General features: G+C 72.3%; 19 protein-coding genes, 2 tRNA genes and 1 pseudogene. 13 read left to right on the forward strand and 9 right to left on the reverse strand.

Going from position 1 to position 17,319, the window contains the following annotated elements; translation table 11 throughout:
• Positions 1 to 21: 21 nt before the first annotated feature.
• Positions 22 to 663, reverse strand: a complete 642-nt coding sequence (locus ACSHWO_RS30775) for an RDD family protein (RefSeq protein ID WP_438317033.1) — start codon at positions 661 to 663, stop codon at positions 22 to 24.
• Positions 664 to 985: 322 nt separating this feature from the next.
• Here ACSHWO_RS30775 and ACSHWO_RS30780 point away from each other — a divergent pair, with 322 nt between their 5' ends.
• Positions 986 to 2,626 carry a phospholipase D-like domain-containing protein gene (locus ACSHWO_RS30780; RefSeq protein WP_438317036.1) on the forward strand — a complete coding sequence of 547 codons (1,641 nt, stop codon included), beginning with the start codon at positions 986 to 988 and terminating at the stop codon, positions 2,624 to 2,626.
• A gap of 111 nt (positions 2,627 to 2,737) precedes the next feature.
• Here the strand turns inward: ACSHWO_RS30780 and ACSHWO_RS30785 are convergent, their stop codons facing one another.
• Entirely contained in the window at positions 2,738 to 3,238 is a 501-nt protein-coding gene (locus tag ACSHWO_RS30785) for a hypothetical protein (protein ID WP_361086281.1), read from the reverse strand.
• 647 nt (positions 3,239 to 3,885) lie between these two features.
• Here ACSHWO_RS30785 and ACSHWO_RS30790 point away from each other — a divergent pair.
• The 3 genes from ACSHWO_RS30790 (at position 3,886) to ACSHWO_RS30800 (ending at position 6,124) form a co-directional block, all read left to right on the forward strand.
• Positions 3,886 to 4,530, forward strand: a complete 645-nt coding sequence (locus ACSHWO_RS30790; RefSeq protein WP_438317040.1) for a hypothetical protein — start codon at positions 3,886 to 3,888, stop codon at positions 4,528 to 4,530.
• A 112-nt stretch (positions 4,531 to 4,642) separates the two neighbouring features.
• The gene (locus ACSHWO_RS30795) at positions 4,643 to 5,335 is read left to right on the forward strand and encodes an RraA family protein (RefSeq protein ID WP_438317043.1); all 693 of its coding nucleotides are present in this window, start codon (positions 4,643 to 4,645) and stop codon (positions 5,333 to 5,335) included.
• A gap of 69 nt (positions 5,336 to 5,404) precedes the next feature.
• Positions 5,405 to 6,124, forward strand: coding sequence for a hypothetical protein (locus ACSHWO_RS30800; RefSeq protein WP_438317047.1), 720 nt, complete (start codon positions 5,405 to 5,407; stop codon positions 6,122 to 6,124).
• Positions 6,125 to 6,447: 323 nt separating this feature from the next.
• Here ACSHWO_RS30800 and ACSHWO_RS30805 read toward each other — a convergent pair whose 3' ends face one another.
• Positions 6,448 to 7,218: a transposase gene (locus ACSHWO_RS30805; RefSeq protein WP_438317050.1), complete on the reverse strand. Its 771-nt coding sequence runs from the start codon at positions 7,216 to 7,218 to the stop codon at positions 6,448 to 6,450.
• A gap of 103 nt (positions 7,219 to 7,321) precedes the next feature.
• Between ACSHWO_RS30805 and ACSHWO_RS30810 the strand changes: the two genes are divergently transcribed.
• The gene (locus tag ACSHWO_RS30810; RefSeq protein ID WP_438317053.1) at positions 7,322 to 7,975 is read left to right on the forward strand and encodes a hypothetical protein; all 654 of its coding nucleotides are present in this window, start codon (positions 7,322 to 7,324) and stop codon (positions 7,973 to 7,975) included.
• A 42-nt stretch (positions 7,976 to 8,017) separates the two neighbouring features.
• A tRNA-Thr gene (locus tag ACSHWO_RS30815) sits at positions 8,018 to 8,089 on the forward strand.
• Positions 8,090 to 8,244: 155 nt separating this feature from the next.
• On the opposite strand, the gene ACSHWO_RS30820 is transcribed toward ACSHWO_RS30815, so the two are convergent.
• Complete coding sequence (locus ACSHWO_RS30820; protein WP_438317056.1) at positions 8,245 to 8,403, reverse strand: hypothetical protein; 159 nt, start codon at positions 8,401 to 8,403, stop codon at positions 8,245 to 8,247.
• A 241-nt stretch (positions 8,404 to 8,644) separates the two neighbouring features.
• Between ACSHWO_RS30820 and ACSHWO_RS30825 the strand changes: the two genes are divergently transcribed.
• Positions 8,645 to 8,716 (forward strand) — tRNA-Pro (locus ACSHWO_RS30825).
• Between the two features lie 7 nt (positions 8,717 to 8,723).
• On the opposite strand, the gene ACSHWO_RS30830 is transcribed toward ACSHWO_RS30825, so the two are convergent.
• Complete coding sequence (locus ACSHWO_RS30830) at positions 8,724 to 8,966, reverse strand: hypothetical protein (protein WP_438317059.1); 243 nt, start codon at positions 8,964 to 8,966, stop codon at positions 8,724 to 8,726.
• A 645-nt stretch (positions 8,967 to 9,611) separates the two neighbouring features.
• Between ACSHWO_RS30830 and ACSHWO_RS30835 the strand changes: the two genes are divergently transcribed.
• Positions 9,612 to 9,833 carry a hypothetical protein gene (locus ACSHWO_RS30835; RefSeq protein WP_438317063.1) on the forward strand — a complete coding sequence of 74 codons (222 nt, stop codon included), beginning with the start codon at positions 9,612 to 9,614 and terminating at the stop codon, positions 9,831 to 9,833.
• 259 nt (positions 9,834 to 10,092) lie between these two features.
• A pseudogene (locus tag ACSHWO_RS30840) lies at positions 10,093 to 10,488 on the forward strand (AMP-binding enzyme); the annotation flags it as partial.
• Positions 10,489 to 10,530: 42 nt separating this feature from the next.
• Here the strand turns inward: ACSHWO_RS30840 and ACSHWO_RS30845 are convergent.
• Both ACSHWO_RS30845 and ACSHWO_RS30850 read right to left on the reverse strand, forming a co-directional pair.
• Positions 10,531 to 10,857: a putative quinol monooxygenase gene (locus ACSHWO_RS30845; protein ID WP_361086296.1), complete on the reverse strand. Its 327-nt coding sequence runs from the start codon at positions 10,855 to 10,857 to the stop codon at positions 10,531 to 10,533.
• A gap of 85 nt (positions 10,858 to 10,942) precedes the next feature.
• Entirely contained in the window at positions 10,943 to 11,755 is an 813-nt protein-coding gene (locus ACSHWO_RS30850) for an IclR family transcriptional regulator (RefSeq protein WP_438317066.1), read from the reverse strand.
• A 121-nt stretch (positions 11,756 to 11,876) separates the two neighbouring features.
• Between ACSHWO_RS30850 and ACSHWO_RS30855 the strand changes: the two genes are divergently transcribed.
• Positions 11,877 to 12,455 (forward strand): hemerythrin domain-containing protein, encoded by a 579-nt coding sequence (locus ACSHWO_RS30855; protein ID WP_438317069.1) that lies wholly within the window; start codon positions 11,877 to 11,879, stop codon positions 12,453 to 12,455.
• A 26-nt stretch (positions 12,456 to 12,481) separates the two neighbouring features.
• Here ACSHWO_RS30855 and ACSHWO_RS30860 read toward each other — a convergent pair whose 3' ends face one another.
• The gene (locus tag ACSHWO_RS30860; RefSeq protein ID WP_385839061.1) at positions 12,482 to 13,234 is read right to left on the reverse strand and encodes an SDR family NAD(P)-dependent oxidoreductase; all 753 of its coding nucleotides are present in this window, start codon (positions 13,232 to 13,234) and stop codon (positions 12,482 to 12,484) included.
• Positions 13,235 to 13,393: 159 nt separating this feature from the next.
• Between ACSHWO_RS30860 and ACSHWO_RS30865 the strand changes: the two genes are divergently transcribed.
• Positions 13,394 to 14,122 carry a GntR family transcriptional regulator gene (locus tag ACSHWO_RS30865; protein WP_438317072.1) on the forward strand — a complete coding sequence of 243 codons (729 nt, stop codon included), beginning with the start codon at positions 13,394 to 13,396 and terminating at the stop codon, positions 14,120 to 14,122.
• A 71-nt stretch (positions 14,123 to 14,193) separates the two neighbouring features.
• Here the strand turns inward: ACSHWO_RS30865 and ACSHWO_RS30870 are convergent, their stop codons facing one another.
• Positions 14,194 to 14,811 (reverse strand): hypothetical protein, encoded by a 618-nt coding sequence (locus tag ACSHWO_RS30870; RefSeq protein ID WP_438317075.1) that lies wholly within the window; start codon positions 14,809 to 14,811, stop codon positions 14,194 to 14,196.
• 133 nt (positions 14,812 to 14,944) lie between these two features.
• On the opposite strand from ACSHWO_RS30870, the gene ACSHWO_RS30875 reads away from it, so the two are divergent.
• Entirely contained in the window at positions 14,945 to 15,622 is a 678-nt protein-coding gene (locus tag ACSHWO_RS30875; RefSeq protein WP_361086312.1) for a response regulator transcription factor, read from the forward strand.
• 109 nt (positions 15,623 to 15,731) lie between these two features.
• Entirely contained in the window at positions 15,732 to 17,111 is a 1,380-nt protein-coding gene (locus ACSHWO_RS30880) for a sensor histidine kinase (protein ID WP_438319316.1), read from the forward strand.
• Positions 17,112 to 17,319: the final 208 nt, after the last annotated feature.

Consider the following 17,319-nt stretch of genomic DNA (forward strand, 5'->3'; position numbering starts at 1 on the left):
GCGGAAGTGCGCGGTGAGGTGTCAGCCCTTGGGGACGCGGATGACGACGGTGCTGCACACCTTGTCGGCGAAGGTCTGCTTCTTGTCGTCCCACAGCGGCCACAGCCAGCCGATGTAGCAGGGCAGGCCGTCGAGGAAGTGGGCCAGCTTGCGGACGAAGGCCATGCCGAAGCCGAGGGTGTTGCCGTCGGACTCGCGGCGGAGGCTGATGCCCACGACCTTCTTGCCGATGGTCTGGCCGGTGGAGCCCTCGCGGTACAGCTGGTAGAAGGCCATGGCGACCGCGTACAGCGCGCCGATCGCGAAGAAGACGCCGGGCTGGGCGTTCGCCGGGTCCGAGGAGGTGCCGAGGTCGATGAAGCCGAGGGCGTACATCGGGCCGGCGATGATCAGCATGTCGAGCAGGTACGCGCCGACCCGCAGGCCCCAGTGGGCGAGCTCGGGCATCCCCATGCCCGGCATCCCCGGCATGCCGGGGGCGGGGTGGCCCGGGTACGGGGCGGGCGGCTGCTGCGGGTAGCCGTACTGCGGCGGGACACCCTGCGGGGGCTGCTGGGGGTAGCCGTACTGCGGGGGCACGCCCTGGGGAGCCTGCGGCGGGTAACCGGGCTGACCCTGCGGGGGCTGCTGGCCGTACGGGTTGTTCGGGTCGCCGAAGCTCATGGCGAAATCTCTCCGGTGTCGGAAATGGGGACGATGCGGGCCGAGTAAGGGAACGCTGCCATTTGACCGGTTTGCCCCCCGTGAGCAGCCACGATGTTGCAGCCAACATCGTTGTCGTTTAATCGACCAGTTGTCCAATCGGCGATTCTCGGCCAATTTGCCCCGTCAGGGGCGCACGGAGGCAAAGGGGGTGGCCGAATCCGATGCGCATGATTCCCGGGAAAAGCGACTCGGTGGTAACTTCCGCGAGTTGATCTTGCCGGTGGCCCGGTCTGCGGCACGGCGATCCCTCGTTCAAGGTACAAGGTTCAAGGAAGTCACATTGCACCGCCATTCCCTCTTGCGTTCCTCCGCCCTTGCCGCCGGCGCCGCCCTCTCGGCGGGCGTCCTCGCCCTGTTCCCCGCGGTTCCGGCGGTGGCCGCGCCCGCAGCGGACGGTGCCCCGGCCCCGCACCTCGACGCGGTCGAGCAGGCGCTCCGTCAGGTCTCCCCCGGTCTGGAGGGGTCGGTGTGGGAGCGGACGGGCGGCAACGTCCTGGACGCGTCCTCGGCGGGCGGTGCCGACTGGCTGCTGCAGACCCCCGGCTGCTGGGGTGACAACACCTGCGCGACGCGCCCCGGAACGCAGCGCCTGCTGACGAAGATGACGGAGAACATCTCCCAGGCGACGCAGACCGTCGACATATCGACCCTCGCACCCTTCCCCAACGGCGCGTTCCAGGACGCCATCGTCGCCGGCCTGAAGTCCTCGGCCGGACGCGGGAACAAGCTCAAGGTGCGCATCCTCGTCGGCGCCGCCCCCGTCTACCACCTGAACGTGGTGCCGTCGAAGTACCGCGACGAACTCGTCGCCAAGCTCGGCCCCGACGCCGCCCGCGTGGACCTCAACGTCGCCTCGATGACCACCTCGAAGACGGCGTTCTCCTGGAACCACTCCAAGATCCTCGTGGTGGACGGACAGTCCGTCATCACCGGCGGCATCAACAACTGGAAGGACGACTACACGGAGACCTCGCACCCGGTCGCCGACGTCGACCTCGCGCTGCGCGGGCCGGCGGCCGCCTCGGCGAGCCGGTACCTGGACGAGCTGTGGTCCTGGACCTGCCAGAACAAGAGCAACATCGCCAGCGTCTGGTTCGCCTCGTCCAACGGTGCCGCCTGCACGCCCGCACTGGCCAAGGACAACCCGGCGCCGGCGCCCGCACCCGCGCAGGGCCGGGGCGGCGTGCCGGCCATCGCCGTCGGCGGCCTCGGCGTCGGCATCAAGCGCAACGACCCGGCGAGCGCCTTCCGGCCCACCCTGCCCAGCGCCCCCGACACCAAGTGCGTCGTCGGCGTGCACGACAACACCAACGCGGACCGCGACTACGACACCGTCAACCCCGAGGAGAGCGCGCTGCGGACGCTGATCTCCAGCGCGAACCGGCACATCGAGATCTCCCAGCAGGACATGAACGCGACCTGCCCGCCGCTGCCCCGCTACGACGTCCGGGTCTACGACGCGCTCGCCGCGAAGATGGCCGCCGGCGTCAAGGTCCGCATCGTCGTCAGTGACCCCGAGAACCGCGGCGCCGTCGGCAGTGGCGGCTACTCGCAGATCAAGTCGCTGTCGGAGATCAGCGACACGCTGCGGGACCGCCTCGCGCTGCTGACCGGCGACCAGGGCAAGGCCCGCGCCGCGATGTGCTCGAACCTCCAACTGGCCACGTTCCGCAGCGCGCAGAGCGCGAAGTGGGCCGACGGCCGCCCGTACGCGCAGCACCACAAGCTGGTCTCGGTGGACGGCTCGGCCTTCTACATCGGCTCGAAGAACCTCTACCCGGCGTGGCTCCAGGACTTCGGCTACATCGTGGAGAGCCCGGCCGCGGCCGGCCAGCTGAACGACGGACTGCTCGCCCCGCAGTGGCAGTTCTCCCGCGAGACCGCCACGGTCGACCACGAGCGCGGCATCTGCCAGGCCTGATCCGCCGCCCGCGGGCGTGAGCGCCCGCGCGACTGGCCCGGTCCGCGCGCGGGCCCGCCCCCGGCCCGACTCGGGCCGGGGGCGGACCGTGCAGGGTGCGACGGGGCGGGGTCAGTGGAACAGCATGGAGGCGTCGCCGGCCGCGGTGGTGACGGAGCCGGGGCACAGGAAGCTGCCCGAGACCTTGGTCGCGGTGAAGGCCTGGTTGACGTACTTGCGGGTGGCCCCGTCCCGGTTCCAGGTGAGGTTCGAGGCCTTGTAGCGGCAGGAGATGAAGCTCTGCCGGCCGGTGATGTCGATGGTGTCCGTCCTCGCGGTGCCCGCGGCGTCGTCGAAGGTGAAGACGGGGTTGTTGTTGAGGGCGGCGGTGATGCCGCCCGCGCAGCCCAGGTTGCCGCCCGGGGAGTTGATGGTCGTGCGGTCGACGGTCAGGGTGCTCGGGGGGTTGGCGCTGGTGTGCGCGTTGGTCCAGCTGCACGTGTTGCCCGCGACCACGATGGTTCCGTCGAGCCGTTGGTCGGCCGAGGGGCCGAGGGCGCTCGCCGGGACGGCGCTGCCGACGAGCAGGGCGGCCGCAAGGGCGGTCACGCCCGGCCATGTCGAGGTCTTCATGCTGTCGCTCCTCTTCGCCACGTCCTGTGGGGTGTGAAGCGGGGCCTGGGTAGGGCCACGCCGGCGTGCACCCGGCGGGCGGAGGCGGTGTCCGCGTACCGGCCGGGGGAGAGAGCTGGTGCGACGTACGCCACGGAAGGTCCCACGACGACCTTGAAATGTCAGGAGCATGCCAACAGTTTGGCCGGATCGGCCCCTTCGCCCCGGCCCCCACCGCCCCGCCCGGCTGCAGGGCACCAGCCTCAGGGGGGTACCCGACCGATACGCATGAGGAACACACGACCCAGCCGGCTGCACCCGCCTCCCTCCCGTGAGTCGTTCGCCGCCGACCCGCACGCGCTGTACGCGCGGTTGCGCGCCGCCGGACCGGTGCACCGCATCGCACTGCCCGACGGATCCCCCGTCTGGTTCGCCACCGGCGAGGCCGAGGTGCGCAGCGGACTCCCCGACCCGCGGCTTTCGGTCAACAAGCGGCACTCCACGACCGGGTTCAGCGGCTTCTCCCTGCCGCCCGCCCTCGACCGCAACCTGAGGAACGTCGAACCCCGAGGACCACCTGCGCCTGCGCCGCCTGGTGTCCCACGCCTTCAACCCCGCGCCACGCCGAACGCCTGCGGGCCGGCGTCGAGGACGGCGTCGACGACCTGGTGGCACGGCTCGCGGACCGGATCGCCGCCCGCGACGAGGACGACCGCCTCACCGAGGACGAACTGGTCTCCCTCGCCTCCGCGCACCGGGACCCGGCCCGCTCCCCGGGCCCCGACCGCTTCGACATCACCCGCGAGGACAGGGCCCACCTCGCCCTGGGCCGCGGCCTGCACCACCGCCTGGGCGCCCCGCTGGCCCGGCTCCAGATCGGCGCCGCACTGGGCACCCTGCTCGACCGGCTCCCCGACCTCCGCCGGCCCGCCCGCTCGACGCGCTCCGGTGGGCCACCACGTTCCGCTTCCACGCCCTGCGGGCCCTGCCGGTCACCAACCGCCGGTAGACCGGCCGGCCCGCGTCCGGATGCGGGCCCGCGCGGCCCGGCGGACGCTGGGCGCATGCACCATGCGCCGATCGTCGTCCACCGGATCGCGCCCGCGGGCGGCCGCCGCGTCTCCCTGCGGGCCGAGGGCCAGGACTCGGTCCTGGGCCTGGCCCGCAGCGACGCCGACCTCATCGAGTTCCTGCGCCGGGCCGGCGTACCCGATCCCGACGACCTCGTCCTCGGCGACTCCCCGCTGATCGAATGGGTGACCGACGACCCGCACGCCTACGAGGCGGAGCCCTCGGACACCGACATCCCCTGAGGGGCCCGGCCATCCGGCCCTCCCGCACCGCGGCCCCCCGAGGCGGCACCATGGGGCCGGGCGGCCCGTTCCGCCGCCCCCCACCGGAGGACCCGGAAGAGAAGGGGAGCCGATGCTGAGGGACTTCGCCGACCTGTCCACCCCGCTCGTCGCCGACGCGTGCGTGCGCACCGGCCTGCCGCTGCGCGTCGCACCGCCCGGCATCGGCGCGGTCGTCACCGGGCACCGGATCGCCGGTCCCGCGCTGCCGGTGCGCCACTACGGCAGCGTCGACGTGTTCCTGGAGGCTTTCGGCAGCGCCCGGCCCGGCGACGTCCTGGTCATCGACAACGGCGGCCGCACCGACGAGGCCTGCGTCGGCGACCTGGCCGTGCTGGAGGCGGACGGGGCCGGCCTGACGGGCCTGGCGGTGTGGGGACTGCACCGCGACACGCCGGAGCTGGCCGAGATCGGCCTTCCCGTCTTCAGCTACGGAACCCTCCCGGCCGGCCCCGTACGGCTGGACGAGCGCGAGCCGGAGGCGCTGACCAGCGCCCGCTTCGGGACGCACCTGGTCACCGCCGGGGACATCGTCTTCGGTGACGCGGACGGGGTGCTGTTCGTGGCCGCCGACCGCGTCGAGGAGGTGCTGGCCGCGGCCGGGCGGATCCGGGACACCGAGCGGGAGCAGGCCCGCAGGATCCGCTCGGGCGACACCCTGCGCCGGCAGACGGCCTTCGCCGACTACCTGGTCCTGCGGGAGGCCGACCCCTCGTACACCTTCCGTCGGCACCTGCGGCGGATCGGCGGCGCCATCGAGGAGTAGGGCGAAGAGCAGCGTGCGCCGGGTGCGGGACCGGCTACGATGCACCGCCCACCGATCGAGGAGGAACGTGTGTCCGCTGCGTCGAGCTATGCGTCCGGGGTCTGTGAAGTGCCGCTGCTGGGCGACACGATCGGGGAGAACCTGGACCGGACCGTACGCCGGCTCACCGACCTCATCCGCTGCGCGGCGTGCAATCGGGCGGCACCCATGATGAGTAGCTCGTACACGTGCATGTCGACGCAGGGCGGTAGCACCTGCTTGGCCCCCGCGTCTGTCTATGCGCCGGCGGTTGAGAGATATGTAGTGGGCAGGTGGCTCGACCGGCTGACGAGCGCCGACCCGGAGGACCCCATCCTCGTCGTCGTAGCGGATCGCTGGGGCGCTCTGACCAAGCCGGCAGAGACGGCCGAGATTGAAGAGGCCCGAGCCGCTCTGAAGGCCGCTGAGGCGCAGATGGAGCGTCTTCTCCGAGACCGACGCAAGGGGCTTTACGAGGGCCCCGCGGCCCGCTTCTTCGAGCCGGCATGGCAAGACGTCAACCGGGACATGGAAGCGGCGCGGAAGACACTGAAAGCCACGGGCGGTGTCACCGTTGACATCAGTTTCCTGATGGAACCAGAGATGGCGCTGGAGGCATGGGAGGCGGCCGACACTGGCATGCGGCGGGACCTCCTGCGCCTGGCCATTGTCGGCCTAACGGTCGCGAAGGCCAAGACAACGCATGACCGAGCCCGTTTCGACGGGGACAGGCGGGTGAAAATCCGCTGGGCCACCGTGGAAGAGGTCTAGCCGGATTCGGTATTGTCCCGGAAGGGTAACGATCGTTGAGGCAGGGCCGGGCTCGTCTGTAGAGGGCTCGGCCTACCCCAACGTCGGTAGCGGCCTCGTCGTCATCCGGGGCGCCGCCATAGCGGTTGCAGACGGTAGTGGCTATGAGTGGGTTCATAGCTGTCTGTAGTCATCGGGGTTCAAGTTGGGCCAGAAGTGCCTAACTAACCCCTCTTTTCTATTTTCTCTAACACGCGTTAAGAGAAAGGGTGGCTAAGAGCTGTGGCCCGTAAATGATCTTCGGGTCGCCTCGCGCATGGTTGATCACGGTGAAGACCGTTGGTCTATCCGGCGAGAGCGAGGTTGTGCATCCGGGCGATGCCAAGCATTGCGTGGTGGACACCGTCGCCCTTGAGGCGGCAGTCGCGGAGGATCTTCCAGGTCTTCATGCGGGCGAAGACGTGCTCGACTCGGGTCCGAACCTGCTTGTGGGATCGGTTGTGCTCTTCTTTCCAGTCCGGCAGTTCGGTCTGGCCGCGCTCGCGACGGTGTGGAATGACGAGGCCGGTGCCCGGGTAGCCGCCGTCGGCGATCACGAGGGTCTTGCCGACGGCGGACTTGGCGCCGGATTCCTCCCACGCCTTGCAGTCGTTTCGGTTCCCGGCGAGCGGTCGGCCGACCACTACGACGCGCCGGGTGTCGGCATCGATGACGACCTGGTGGTTGGTGGAGTACCGGTAGTTCTTCGACCGCTCGGCGATGGTGTGATCCCGGGTGGGAACCAGCGTCCCGTCCACGATGAGCACGGTGTCCTTCGCGAAACGCTTGCGGGGCTGGAGCGCAAGCATCGGTCCGAGGTGGTCGATGATCCGGTCCGCCGCAGACTTGGACACCCCGAACAGCGGGGCGAGCTGGCGCATGGTCAGGTTCGTGCGCCAGTACGCGGACACCAGCAGGGCCCGGTCCTCCAGTGGGAGGCCCCATGGCCGGCCTTTGCGGACCGCGTCCGCACCCTCACGTCGCAGCACGGTCACCAGCTTCCCGAAGGCGCGAGGGCTCAGCCCGGAGAACGGGGCAATCCAGGACGGCTCCGACGCCGTGATCACACCAGCCACCGTGATCGTTCCACCCGGGGGAGGCCGAGTAAGTGCCCTTCCGCCCAAGCGCCAGCGGTCACCGGGTCCGTGCCTGCCGATCCGGGCAGTCCAGAATGCTGCCGTGGCCGAAGACGAGAAGAGCGGCATAGAACCGTGTTCATTCCTGACATGCGTGACAGATGTGGCCCAGCTGCTGGGCGTCGGAGACGTCAGCATGGAGCCGAAGGACCGGCATGCCCGCCACCTCGCCCATGCGGTGCGTAAGCCCCTGCTCGAACGTGCAAGTCTGCCCGAGGAGTGGTTCGCCCCGCTGATGGCGGCAGCCGTGTACGACCCGGATCCCAGCTTCTGCCGCTGGTTCGTCGAGCCGGCGGTCTACGCATTCGGACGCCGCCGCGTGATGGCGGCATTGGTCGACTATCTGCGGACCGGCACGGATGCCGAGCGAGCCGGTGCCGTGCGAGCCTGGTACAGCGCCCACGTGCCCTTGCGTGCAGACCGGTCTCCGGCGTACGCACCCGGCGGGGTACGTGACCCCGCCCTGGACGAGACACGGGACATCAAGGCCGCCTGGCTGGAGGCATCCCTGCGGGTGTTCGCCGAATCCACCGACCTGCGGATGCGCCACCGCGTCCTGCTGGACCTGCCTACCTCCCGCGCGGCCTATCCGCCATCCCTGCACGAACTACTTGAAAGCACACTCGCATCCGCCCGGGTTCATCCCGACCCGCACATCCGTCGCTGGGCCGCAGCAGCAGACCACAAGGGAGTCTGAGCCCGACGCGTGCCCCTCCTGGCAGTTACGGGACAGCCCTTAGCCCCCGTAGCTCAGTGGTAGAGCAGCGTCCTCGTAAGACGCGGGCCGCAGGTTCGATTCCTGCTGGGGGCTCCGCTGAACCGCACACCCAATGCGCTTGCGCACGTCCCTGCGGACAGAGGCCGTGGCTTCGGTGGGCTGCACCGTGGCGCGACGGCCAACACCCGGGCCTCACGGTCCGGACGAGGGTGTGTGGGGGCGGCGATGTACCACCCCCACGCAGCCTGCTACGCGTCGTGCTTGACGTACTGAAGAACCACCATGCCCGCCGTGAAGGCGGCTGCGAATGCGCTACCGGCCGACCCGACGCCTACGAGGGCGCCAGCCTTCAATCCCGTGACGACGATGTACGTGACGAGTGCGATAAGCGCGGCGACGAGAGCCACGATGGCGATATCACGACCGGGATGGCTACATACGTGCTGATGCGTCGCGTTAGTCGACACTACCGTTCCTCCATGTTGTGGTGGCGCACTGCTGACCGATGACACACCTCACCCAGGGCAAGGTGTGAGGCCGTCAGCAGGCGACAGGCGCTTACGCCTGTAGCCGTACGCTCAACATGGGTATCTCCAAAGGTAGATGTCGATCGCTGATACTGTATCACTTTGCGCACCGGAGACACAACGGCATGTAGCTCAGAGGTAGAGTGTCCGCTTTGGGAGCGGGTGGCCGCAGGTTCGAACCCTGCCGTCCCGACAAGAGATCACTGAGGGCGCGTGAAAACCAAGTTCGCGTGTCGCTGGAGCCCCTCGCCGTCGAACTGCGTGCTCTGGAGCGTCCACCCGATTGCCGTGACGTCCTGGATCGCCTGCGCAAGGTCGACGTCCTGGCCCCCGGGCCGCGGGTAGAACTTGCGGATGAAGACGGTGTCTCCGCGCTTCCACGCCTCGCCGGCCGCCTCGTCGATGGGCGGGATGGCGAACTTCTTCAAAAGCTTCTTCAGCATGCGCTGAGCGTAGGACATGACTTCTGGCCCCGTTCTCCCTTCCGGGGACGGGGCTTTCGCGTGCTCGTTGGGAGGTAGCGCGATGGCGTGGGAAGGAAGCACCCGGCGCAGCCGTCTCCCGGCCGACTGGCCCCGGATCCGATGGCGGATCATCCGCCGTGACAGGGGCGTCTGTACGGCCCGCTACAGCGATGGCCGACGGTGCGAGATGCCGGGTACCGACGTCGACCACATCACCCCCGGAGACGACCACCGGGACGAGAATCTTCAGCTCCTCTGTCCGTGGCACCACGCACGGAGGAGCGCCACTGAGGGCGGCACAGCAGCCGCCAGGACCCGCGTTACCACCCGCCGGCCGACGGCGACACATCCCGCGCCGGAGGACTGATGGCGGACACGATGAAGGCGGGGAACCCGCTGTACGCACACCCTGGGACGGACTCCCGCTCGTGGGCCGCCCTGTCGGCTGACGACAGCCGGTGTCTTGGGTCGTGGTGAACCAGAACTCCGGTCCTGGCAGCCCGGAGGACACCGTCCTGACGGCCGCAGCGAGGGCGTGGGGAGCGGCGCCGTCGTGTGCGGGTACGTCGACCACGACTATGGCGACGTCCTCGACTTCACCGTGAAGGGCCAGCAGAGGAATGGGTGGCCCGCGGTATCACGGGCGCGTTCATCGACCGCGTCTCGTCCGCCGGTGCCGACGTTCAGGACGTCGCACGCACGGTGCTGCACCTGCGGGAGGCGGGCATCACGTACGTGGTGCTGAACTACGGTACGGTTCCAGACCCGCGCGTCGTGGATCTTGCCGACGTCGTGGTGACCCTTCGAGGGCAGCATGGCGGACTACCGGGCCCTGGCCTTGCCTGACTGGCTTACTGCCCTCCAGCCCGAGCGCACAGCCCACCTGATCTACGAGGCCACGGCAGACGAGGCGGTAGAGGCTGTGGGCCTGGCACGTAGGCGCGGCTGTCACCACGTCTACGCGACGTCGGCGACGTACGCGAGCGGCAATCCATGGTCCACCCTGCCCGACTACTGGCCCCGCATGGTGGCTGCTCTGACGTGCTACCCATCGCGCCCGACACATGCGTGGCCCCGGTGAGCACGGGCGCGCACGTGGAGATCCTGGATGCACACCGGCGACCTGGCGGTCATGGACGACGACGGCTACCTGAGCATCACCGGCCGGATCAAGGACATGGTGATCCGCGGCGGGGAGAACGTGTACCCGCGGGAGGTCGAGGAGTTCCTCCACGCCCACCCGGACGTCCTGGACGTCCAGGTCATCGGTGTGCCCGACGCCAAGTACGGGGAGGAGCTGATGGCCTGGGTGCGGATGCGCGACGGCGCCGCGCCGCTGACCGCGGAGGCCGTCCGCGCGTACTGCGACGGACGGCTCGCCCGCTTCAAGATCCCGCGGTACGTCCATGTGGTGGAGGAGTTCCCGATGACCGTCACCGGGAAGATCCGCAAGGTCGAGATGCGCGAGATGGCAGTCGGCCTGCTGGACCTCCCCGTGTGACGTGTCCACGGGGCCCGCGGGGCGGGTGGGGGGAACGGCGGGTCAGTCGCGCGGCGTCAGCTCGGCCATGGCGTTCCAGCCGTCGCCCGGCACCTCGACGTGGATGATCTCCGGCCGGGTGGCGATGGCGCCGGCCATCGCCTCCATGCCGGCCTTGAAGTGGTCCGAGGCGACGTGCACGGCGCCCGCGTCGGCGTCGGCGAAGCCCTCCAGGAGCGTGTACTTGGTGGGGTCGTCGACGCTGCGCGACCAGTCGTAGAAGAGGTTGCCCGGCTCGTTGCGGGTGGCCTGGGTGAAGTCGTCGACGATGGTGAGCCACTCGTCGCTGAACTCGGGACGGACGTCGAACCTGACGGCGATGAAGATCATGAGGCCAGCCTGACAGGCGGCGCCGGGCGGCGCACGCGGGACGGGCCGTTTTCCGGCACCGTCGGAAACTCCGCGCGGGGCGGCGTCAGCGGGGGCCGGCGGCGAGCACGTCGGCGGCCGTCCGGACGAGGACGGTGCGGATCTCCTCGGTCCGCCGCCGGAACTCCGCGGTCGGCAGCGACACCGACAGCGCGTGCACCGCGCCACCGCCACCGCCACCGCCGCCCTGGCCGTCGCCCTGGCCGTCGCCACCGCCCGCGTCGCGGGACAGGGCCACGGCCGCGCAGGTGTACGCCGGATCGGCCTCCCCGACCGACACGGCGAAGCCCTGCCCGCGCACCCGTGACAGCTCGGCCTCCAGTACGTCGGCGCGGGTGATGGTGGCCCCCGTCAGCCGGGCCATGCCGTGTTCGGCCAGGTAGCGCCGCAACGCCGGCCGCGGCAGCTCGGCCAGCAGCGCCTTGCCGTGCGCGGTGGCGTGGGCGCGGGTCTCCCGGCCCGGGGTGAAGGGGTTGCCGGTGTCCGTGACCGGCGCCGTCGTGTCGACCACCGTGATCACACCGCCCCGGTACGCGGTGTAGTACGCCTCGGCTCCGGTGGCGCGGCGCAGCCGGGCCAGCACGTCCGCCATGCGCGGGGCCGGCTCCAGCTGCCGCAGCAGGCTCCGGTGCAGCCCCGGGATCCGGGGGCCCAGCACGTACCCCTGCGCGGTGCGCACCAGGTAGCCGCGCTCGGTGAGCGGGGCCAGCAGGTGGTAGGCCGTGGACAGCGAGCACTCCAGCCGGCGCGCCAGGGCCTTCGCGCCCACCGGCCCGCCGCCCGTGTCGGCGACGGCGTCGAGGAGCGCCAGTGCTCGGTCGACGGACTGCGGACCGGTACCGGGACCGGTGTACGGCATGGCGGGTTCCCCAGGGTGGACGGCGGGACGGGCGTACGTGACGGGCGTCCGAGCCTACGGCGCCCGGCGGCGTTCATCGAACGTTGACCGGATGCAGAGGTGCGCCGGGCAGAGTCGTGGCATGGACAGCGAACACACCTGCGGCACCGCGGCGGCACCGCACGGCACCGGCACGGCTCCCGATCTCACCGGCATCCGGCTCGCCCACCGGGCGATGCTCGCCGACATCGACCGCCTCGCCGGACTGCTGGCCGCAGTCGCCGCGGCCGGGCGGCCGGTGCCCGCCGGGCGGGCCGCCGCCATCGCCGGGTACGTGCACCGCTACCACGCCGCCGCCCGCGGCCACCACCGCGGTGAGGACCGCATCCTGTGGCCGGTGGTCCTCGACGCCGTGCCCGACGCCGCCGACACCGTCGCCGGCCTGGTCCGCTTCGCCGACGACCACGCGGCCCTCGACTCCCTCCAGGCCGCCTGCGACACCGCCGCGGACGGCTTCGCCGCCGACCCGGAGCGCCACGCACGGGAACTGGCCCGCCTCCTCGCCCGGCAGCGGGATCTCCTCGCCCGGCACGTCGCCGCCGCGGAGGAGCACCTCTTCCCGCTGATCACCGGCCGGGTGCCCGGCGCCGCGTACGCCGCCGCCGTCCGGCCGCTGCTGCGCGCGTACGCCGACGGGGCGGAGGCCGTCTTCGCGGGCTGACGGCGGCCCGCCCGGCCACCGGCGCCTCAGGTGCGCAGGTACGAAGCCCCGTTCACGTCCAGGACCGCCCCCGAGGACCACACCGCCTCGGGCGAGGCCAGGTACAGGACGGCGGAGGCCACCTCCTCGGGCGCGGCGACCCGGCCGAACGGGCTCTGCTCGGCGATCCGCTCCCCCTCGGGGGAGGCCAGGCGGCCGGCGACCCGCTCGGTGGCGACGAAGCCCGGCGCCACCGAGGCGACCGTGATGCGGTGCGGCGCGAGCGACACCGCCAGAGACTGGCCGAACGCGTGCAGCGCCGCCTTCGTCGCCCCGTACGCGGGATGGTCCGGTTCGCCGCGGAACGCGCCGCGCGAGCCGACGTTCACGATGTGCCCCGCCCGGCCCTCGTCGACCATGCGGCGGGCGACGCAGTAGCTGACGTTGACGCTGCCGAACAGGTTCACCGCCGCCGTGCGCTGCCAGGCCTCCTGCCAGTCCGCGTACGAGGTCGTGGGCAGCGGGTGCGCGACCATCACCGCCGCGTTGTTCACCAGCACGTCCACGCCGCCCAGCGCACCGGCGGCCTCGGCGACCAGCGCCTCGACGCGGGCCGGGTCGCTGAGGTCGCCCTCGACCAGGACGTGCCCCTCCCCGGGCAGCGCGGCCAGCGTGTCCAGGGCGTCGGCCCGCCGGCTGGAGCAGTGCACGGCCACCCGGTCGCCCTGCCGGGCGAACGCGGCGGCCACCGCCCGGCCGATGCCCCGCGACGCCCCCGTGACCAGCACCCCACGGCTCATCGGGCGGCCGCCCCCGCCCCGTCCGCGGACGCCCGGGCCCGCGCCAAGTCGTCGGCGGGCAGGGTGGGATGGAATCCGGTTCGGTCCATCGAGGTCTCCTTCCGGTGGGCTGCGCACCGACTTTGACCCGCCCGTTGTCCGAATGTCAACATTCGACGTATGGACACGAGGGAGACCGCATCACGTACGGGCGACGCGCTCTCGGGGGAGGTCGGCCCGGCCCGGCGCCGGGGCCTGGCCGACGAGGCCGCCGATCGCATCCGCGCGGCGATCCTCGCCGGGGGGTTCGCACCGGGAGCGGCGCTGCGCGAGGTCGAACTCGCCCGGTCGCTGGACATCAGCAGGGGGTCGGTGCGCGAGGGCCTGTCCGTGCTCGCGCGCGAAGGGCTCGTCCGCAGCGAATGGCACCGGGGCACGAAGGTCGTCGACGTCACGGCGGACGGGGCGGAGGACCTGTACGCGGTCCGGGCGGCGCTGGAAGGCCTCGCCGCCCGCCTCGCCGCCGAACGGGCCGCGGAACCCGACTTCGCCGAACTGGACGCCCGGGTCGACAGGATGGCGGAGGAACTCGCCCGGGGTGCGCAGGGCCCCCGCCTCCTCGCCCTCGACCTGGACTTCCACGACCGGATCCACCGGATCGCGGGCAACCGCCGGCTGTACGACGGCTGGGCGGGCATCCGCTCGCAGGTCCACCTCTACCAGTTGACCCGGGTCCGGCTCGGCCACGACGGCTACCGGGCGGCCGTCGTCGAAGAACACCGCGAACTGGTACGGCTGCTGCGTGCGGGGGAGGGGCGGGCGGCCCGCGAGGCCGCGGAGCACCACGTCCTCGCCGCCTGCCGGGAGCTCGCCCGCCACCTCTCGCCCGCGACGCCCCCGACCTCCTGACGCCACGGCCCCGCCGCGGCCCGCCACCCCGTCGGCCGGGGGTGCGGGGCGGCGGGGCCGCGGGGCCCCGGTCAGGGGCGGGGTGAGGTGCCGCGGACCGTGTTGCCCGTGACCGTGCCGTCCTCGCCGTTGAGGGTCACCGCGTGGCGGACGCCGTCGGGGCCGAGGACCACCGCGAGCCAGGCGCTCTTGCCGCCCTCCTGCGGCACCGCCCGCACCGCCTCGACCTTGCCGCCCTCCACGGCGGCCGCCGCCTTCTCCACCGCCTGCGCGGCCGGCAGCGCGGGCAGCGGCACCGGGGCCTTGGCGCTGCCGCCGCCCTCGCCCCGGCCCGGCTTCAGTCCCGGTACCGGCCAGCCGCGCTCCCCGTCGACCATGGGCGGCTCGCCGCCCTTGAACCGCTTCTGCCCGAACGGGCCGTCCACCGGCCCCTCCCCGCGGCCGTGGTGCGCGCGGGCCTCCGCGGCGAACTTCGCCCGCGCGTGCTCCCGGTGGTGGTCGTGCCCGGCGGCCACGGCCACGGCCGCCGCACCGCCGCCGACCGCCGCGACCACGCCGAGCGCCACCCACCGGGTGCGCCCCTCGCGGACCAGCCGGGCCACCCGGCCGCGGCTCGCCGCCGCCGCGCCGGCCTTGGTCTCGTCCGCTTCCGTCGGGGACTCGGCGGGCTGGGGGCTGGACTGGGTCATGAGACTGCTCCTCGCGTTCTCCGGGCACCGTGCCCGGCTCGCCGGATCCTGCCCGGTCGATGCTGAAGCCCCGCTGAAGCCGGCTGAAGACCTCTTCAGCAATCCGCTGCCGCGACCTGCGAACCTTGTCCCCATGCGCGTACTGGTGGTCGAGGACGAACGGCGGCTCGCCGCTGCCCTGCAGCGGGGCCTGCAGGCCGAGGGCTTCTCGGTGGACGTCGCCCACGACGGCCTCGAAGGGCTCTGGCTGGCCTGCGAGCACGACTACGACGCCATCGTGCTCGACATCATGCTGCCCGGCCTCAACGGCTACCGGGTCTGCGCCCGGCTGCGGGCGAGCGGCTGCGAGTCCGGGATACTCATGCTCACCGCCAAGGACGGCGAGTACGACGAGGCCGAGGCCCTCGACACCGGTGCGGACGACTTCCTCTCCAAGCCGTTCTCGTACGTCGTCCTCGTCGCCCGGCTGCGCGCCCTGGTCCGGCGCACCGGCCGCCGCAGCCCCCGGGTGATGGAGTTCGGCGACCTGGTCGTCGACCCGGCCCGGCAGCGCTGCACCCGCGGCGGCACCGAGGCCCGTCTGACCTCGCGGGAGTTCGCGGTCCTGGAGTACCTGGCCCGAAGGGCCGGCGAAGTGGTCCCCAAACGCGACATATTGGAGAACGTCTGGGACGCCGCGTACGAGGGCGACCTGAACGTCGTCGAGGTGCACGTGAGCGCCCTGCGCCGGAAGATCGACGCCCCCTTCGGCCGGTCCGCGGTGGAGACGGTCCGCGGTGCGGGCTACCGGCTGGCGGCCGACGGTGGCTGAACCCGCACCCGGACCGGCTCGCGGACCGGCAACCGCCCCCGACCACGCCCCCGAGCACGCCCTCGCCCCCCGCGGCACCGCCGCCCTGCTGCGTGCGGCGGTGCGCCGGCTGGGTCCCCGCTCGGTCCGGGCCCGGGCCACCCTCGGCGCCACCGCCGTGGTGGCCCTGGCCCTCGGCGCGGCCTCCTTCGCCCTGCTCGGCATCCTGGACGGCAGGCTCGTACGCGGCGCGCAGGCGGACGCCGAGCGGCAGGCACTGGCCACCGCGGCCCTGGCGGCGCGCGGCCGGCTCGACAGCGTGCTCACCCCGGGCCTCGGCACCGACTTCCTCCAGGTCGTCGACGCCGAGGGCCGCGTCCTCGCCGCCAGCCCCGGGCTCGCCGGCCGCCCCGCGCTGACCCCGACCCGGCCCGGCAAGCCGGGCACCGTCCGCAACACCTGGAAGCCCGCCCCGGCGCGCGGAGAGCACCGCCTCCGCGTCGTCCAGGTCACCACCGTCACCGGGGAAGGGCTCGTCACCGTCTACGCGGGGACCTCCCTGCGGCAGGCCGATGCCGCGGACGAGACCATCACCGCCGTCCTGGCCGTGGTCGTGCCGCTGCTCGTCCTCACCGTGGCACTGGTCACCTGGCGGGTGACGGGCTGGGCGCTGCGCCCCGTCGAGGCGATCCGCGCCGAGGTCGCCGAGATCAGCGAACGGGACCTGCACCGCAGGGTGCCCGTGCCGCGCAGCGAGGACGAGGTGGCCCGGCTCGCCGTCACGGTGAACGCCACCCTGGACCGCCTGGAGGCCGCCGGGATCCGCCAGCGCCGGTTCATCGCCGACGCCTCGCACGAACTGCGCAGCCCCATCACGGTCCTGCGCACCCAGCTGGAAGTCGCCCAGGCCCACCCCGACCCGGCGCTGTGGGGCGAGCTCGTCGGCGGCGCACTGGAGGACACCGTACGGCTCCAGGACCTCGCCTCCGACCTGTTGCTGCTGGCCCGCCTCGACACCGCGGAACCGGCACCGGACTCCCCGGTCGACCTCGCCGGGGTGGCCCGGGAGGCGGCCCGCGCCCGCCGAGGCGACCGGATCCCCGTCGATCTGGAGGTCACGGGCGAGGTCACCGTGCGCGGCAGCACGCTCTGGCTCTCCCGCCTGGTCACCAACCTGCTGGACAACGCGCAGCGCCACGCCGAGCGGCAGGTCCTGCTGTCGCTGCGGGTGGACCGGGGCCGCGGCACGGCCGTCGTGGAGGTACGGGACGACGGCCCGGGCATCCCGGCGGCGGACCGCGAACGGGTCTTCGAGCGGTTCACCCGCCTCGACGACGCCCGCAGCCGCGACGAGGGGGGCACCGGCCTGGGCCTGGCCATCGCCCGGGACATCGCCACCCGGCTCGGCGGCACCCTCGTCGCCCTGGACTCCCCGGTCGGCGCCCGCCTGGTGGCCACCCTCCCCCTGGACCCGGCGCACCCGGGCGCCCGGCGGCCGGACCGCGGCTGACCTGCGGGACCCGCCACGCCGGGCCCCGCACCGCCGGGGCCCGTCCCCCGGCCCGCCACCCGGGCCGAACCCCTCCGGGGCGAATCTGATTGTTCCCCGTTCTGCTTTTTTCGCGCCTGTCCATCTCTGTTCACTCCATGCTTGCCTCGGCTCTTGAAGGGGGGCGTGAGACACCGCCAAGGGCCGTTTCCCGAACGGAACTCGCCCA

This window comes from Streptomyces pallidus (ex Mingjun et al. 2026), assembly GCF_051550185.1.
GTDB lineage: Bacteria > Actinomycetota > Actinomycetes > Streptomycetales > Streptomycetaceae > Streptomyces.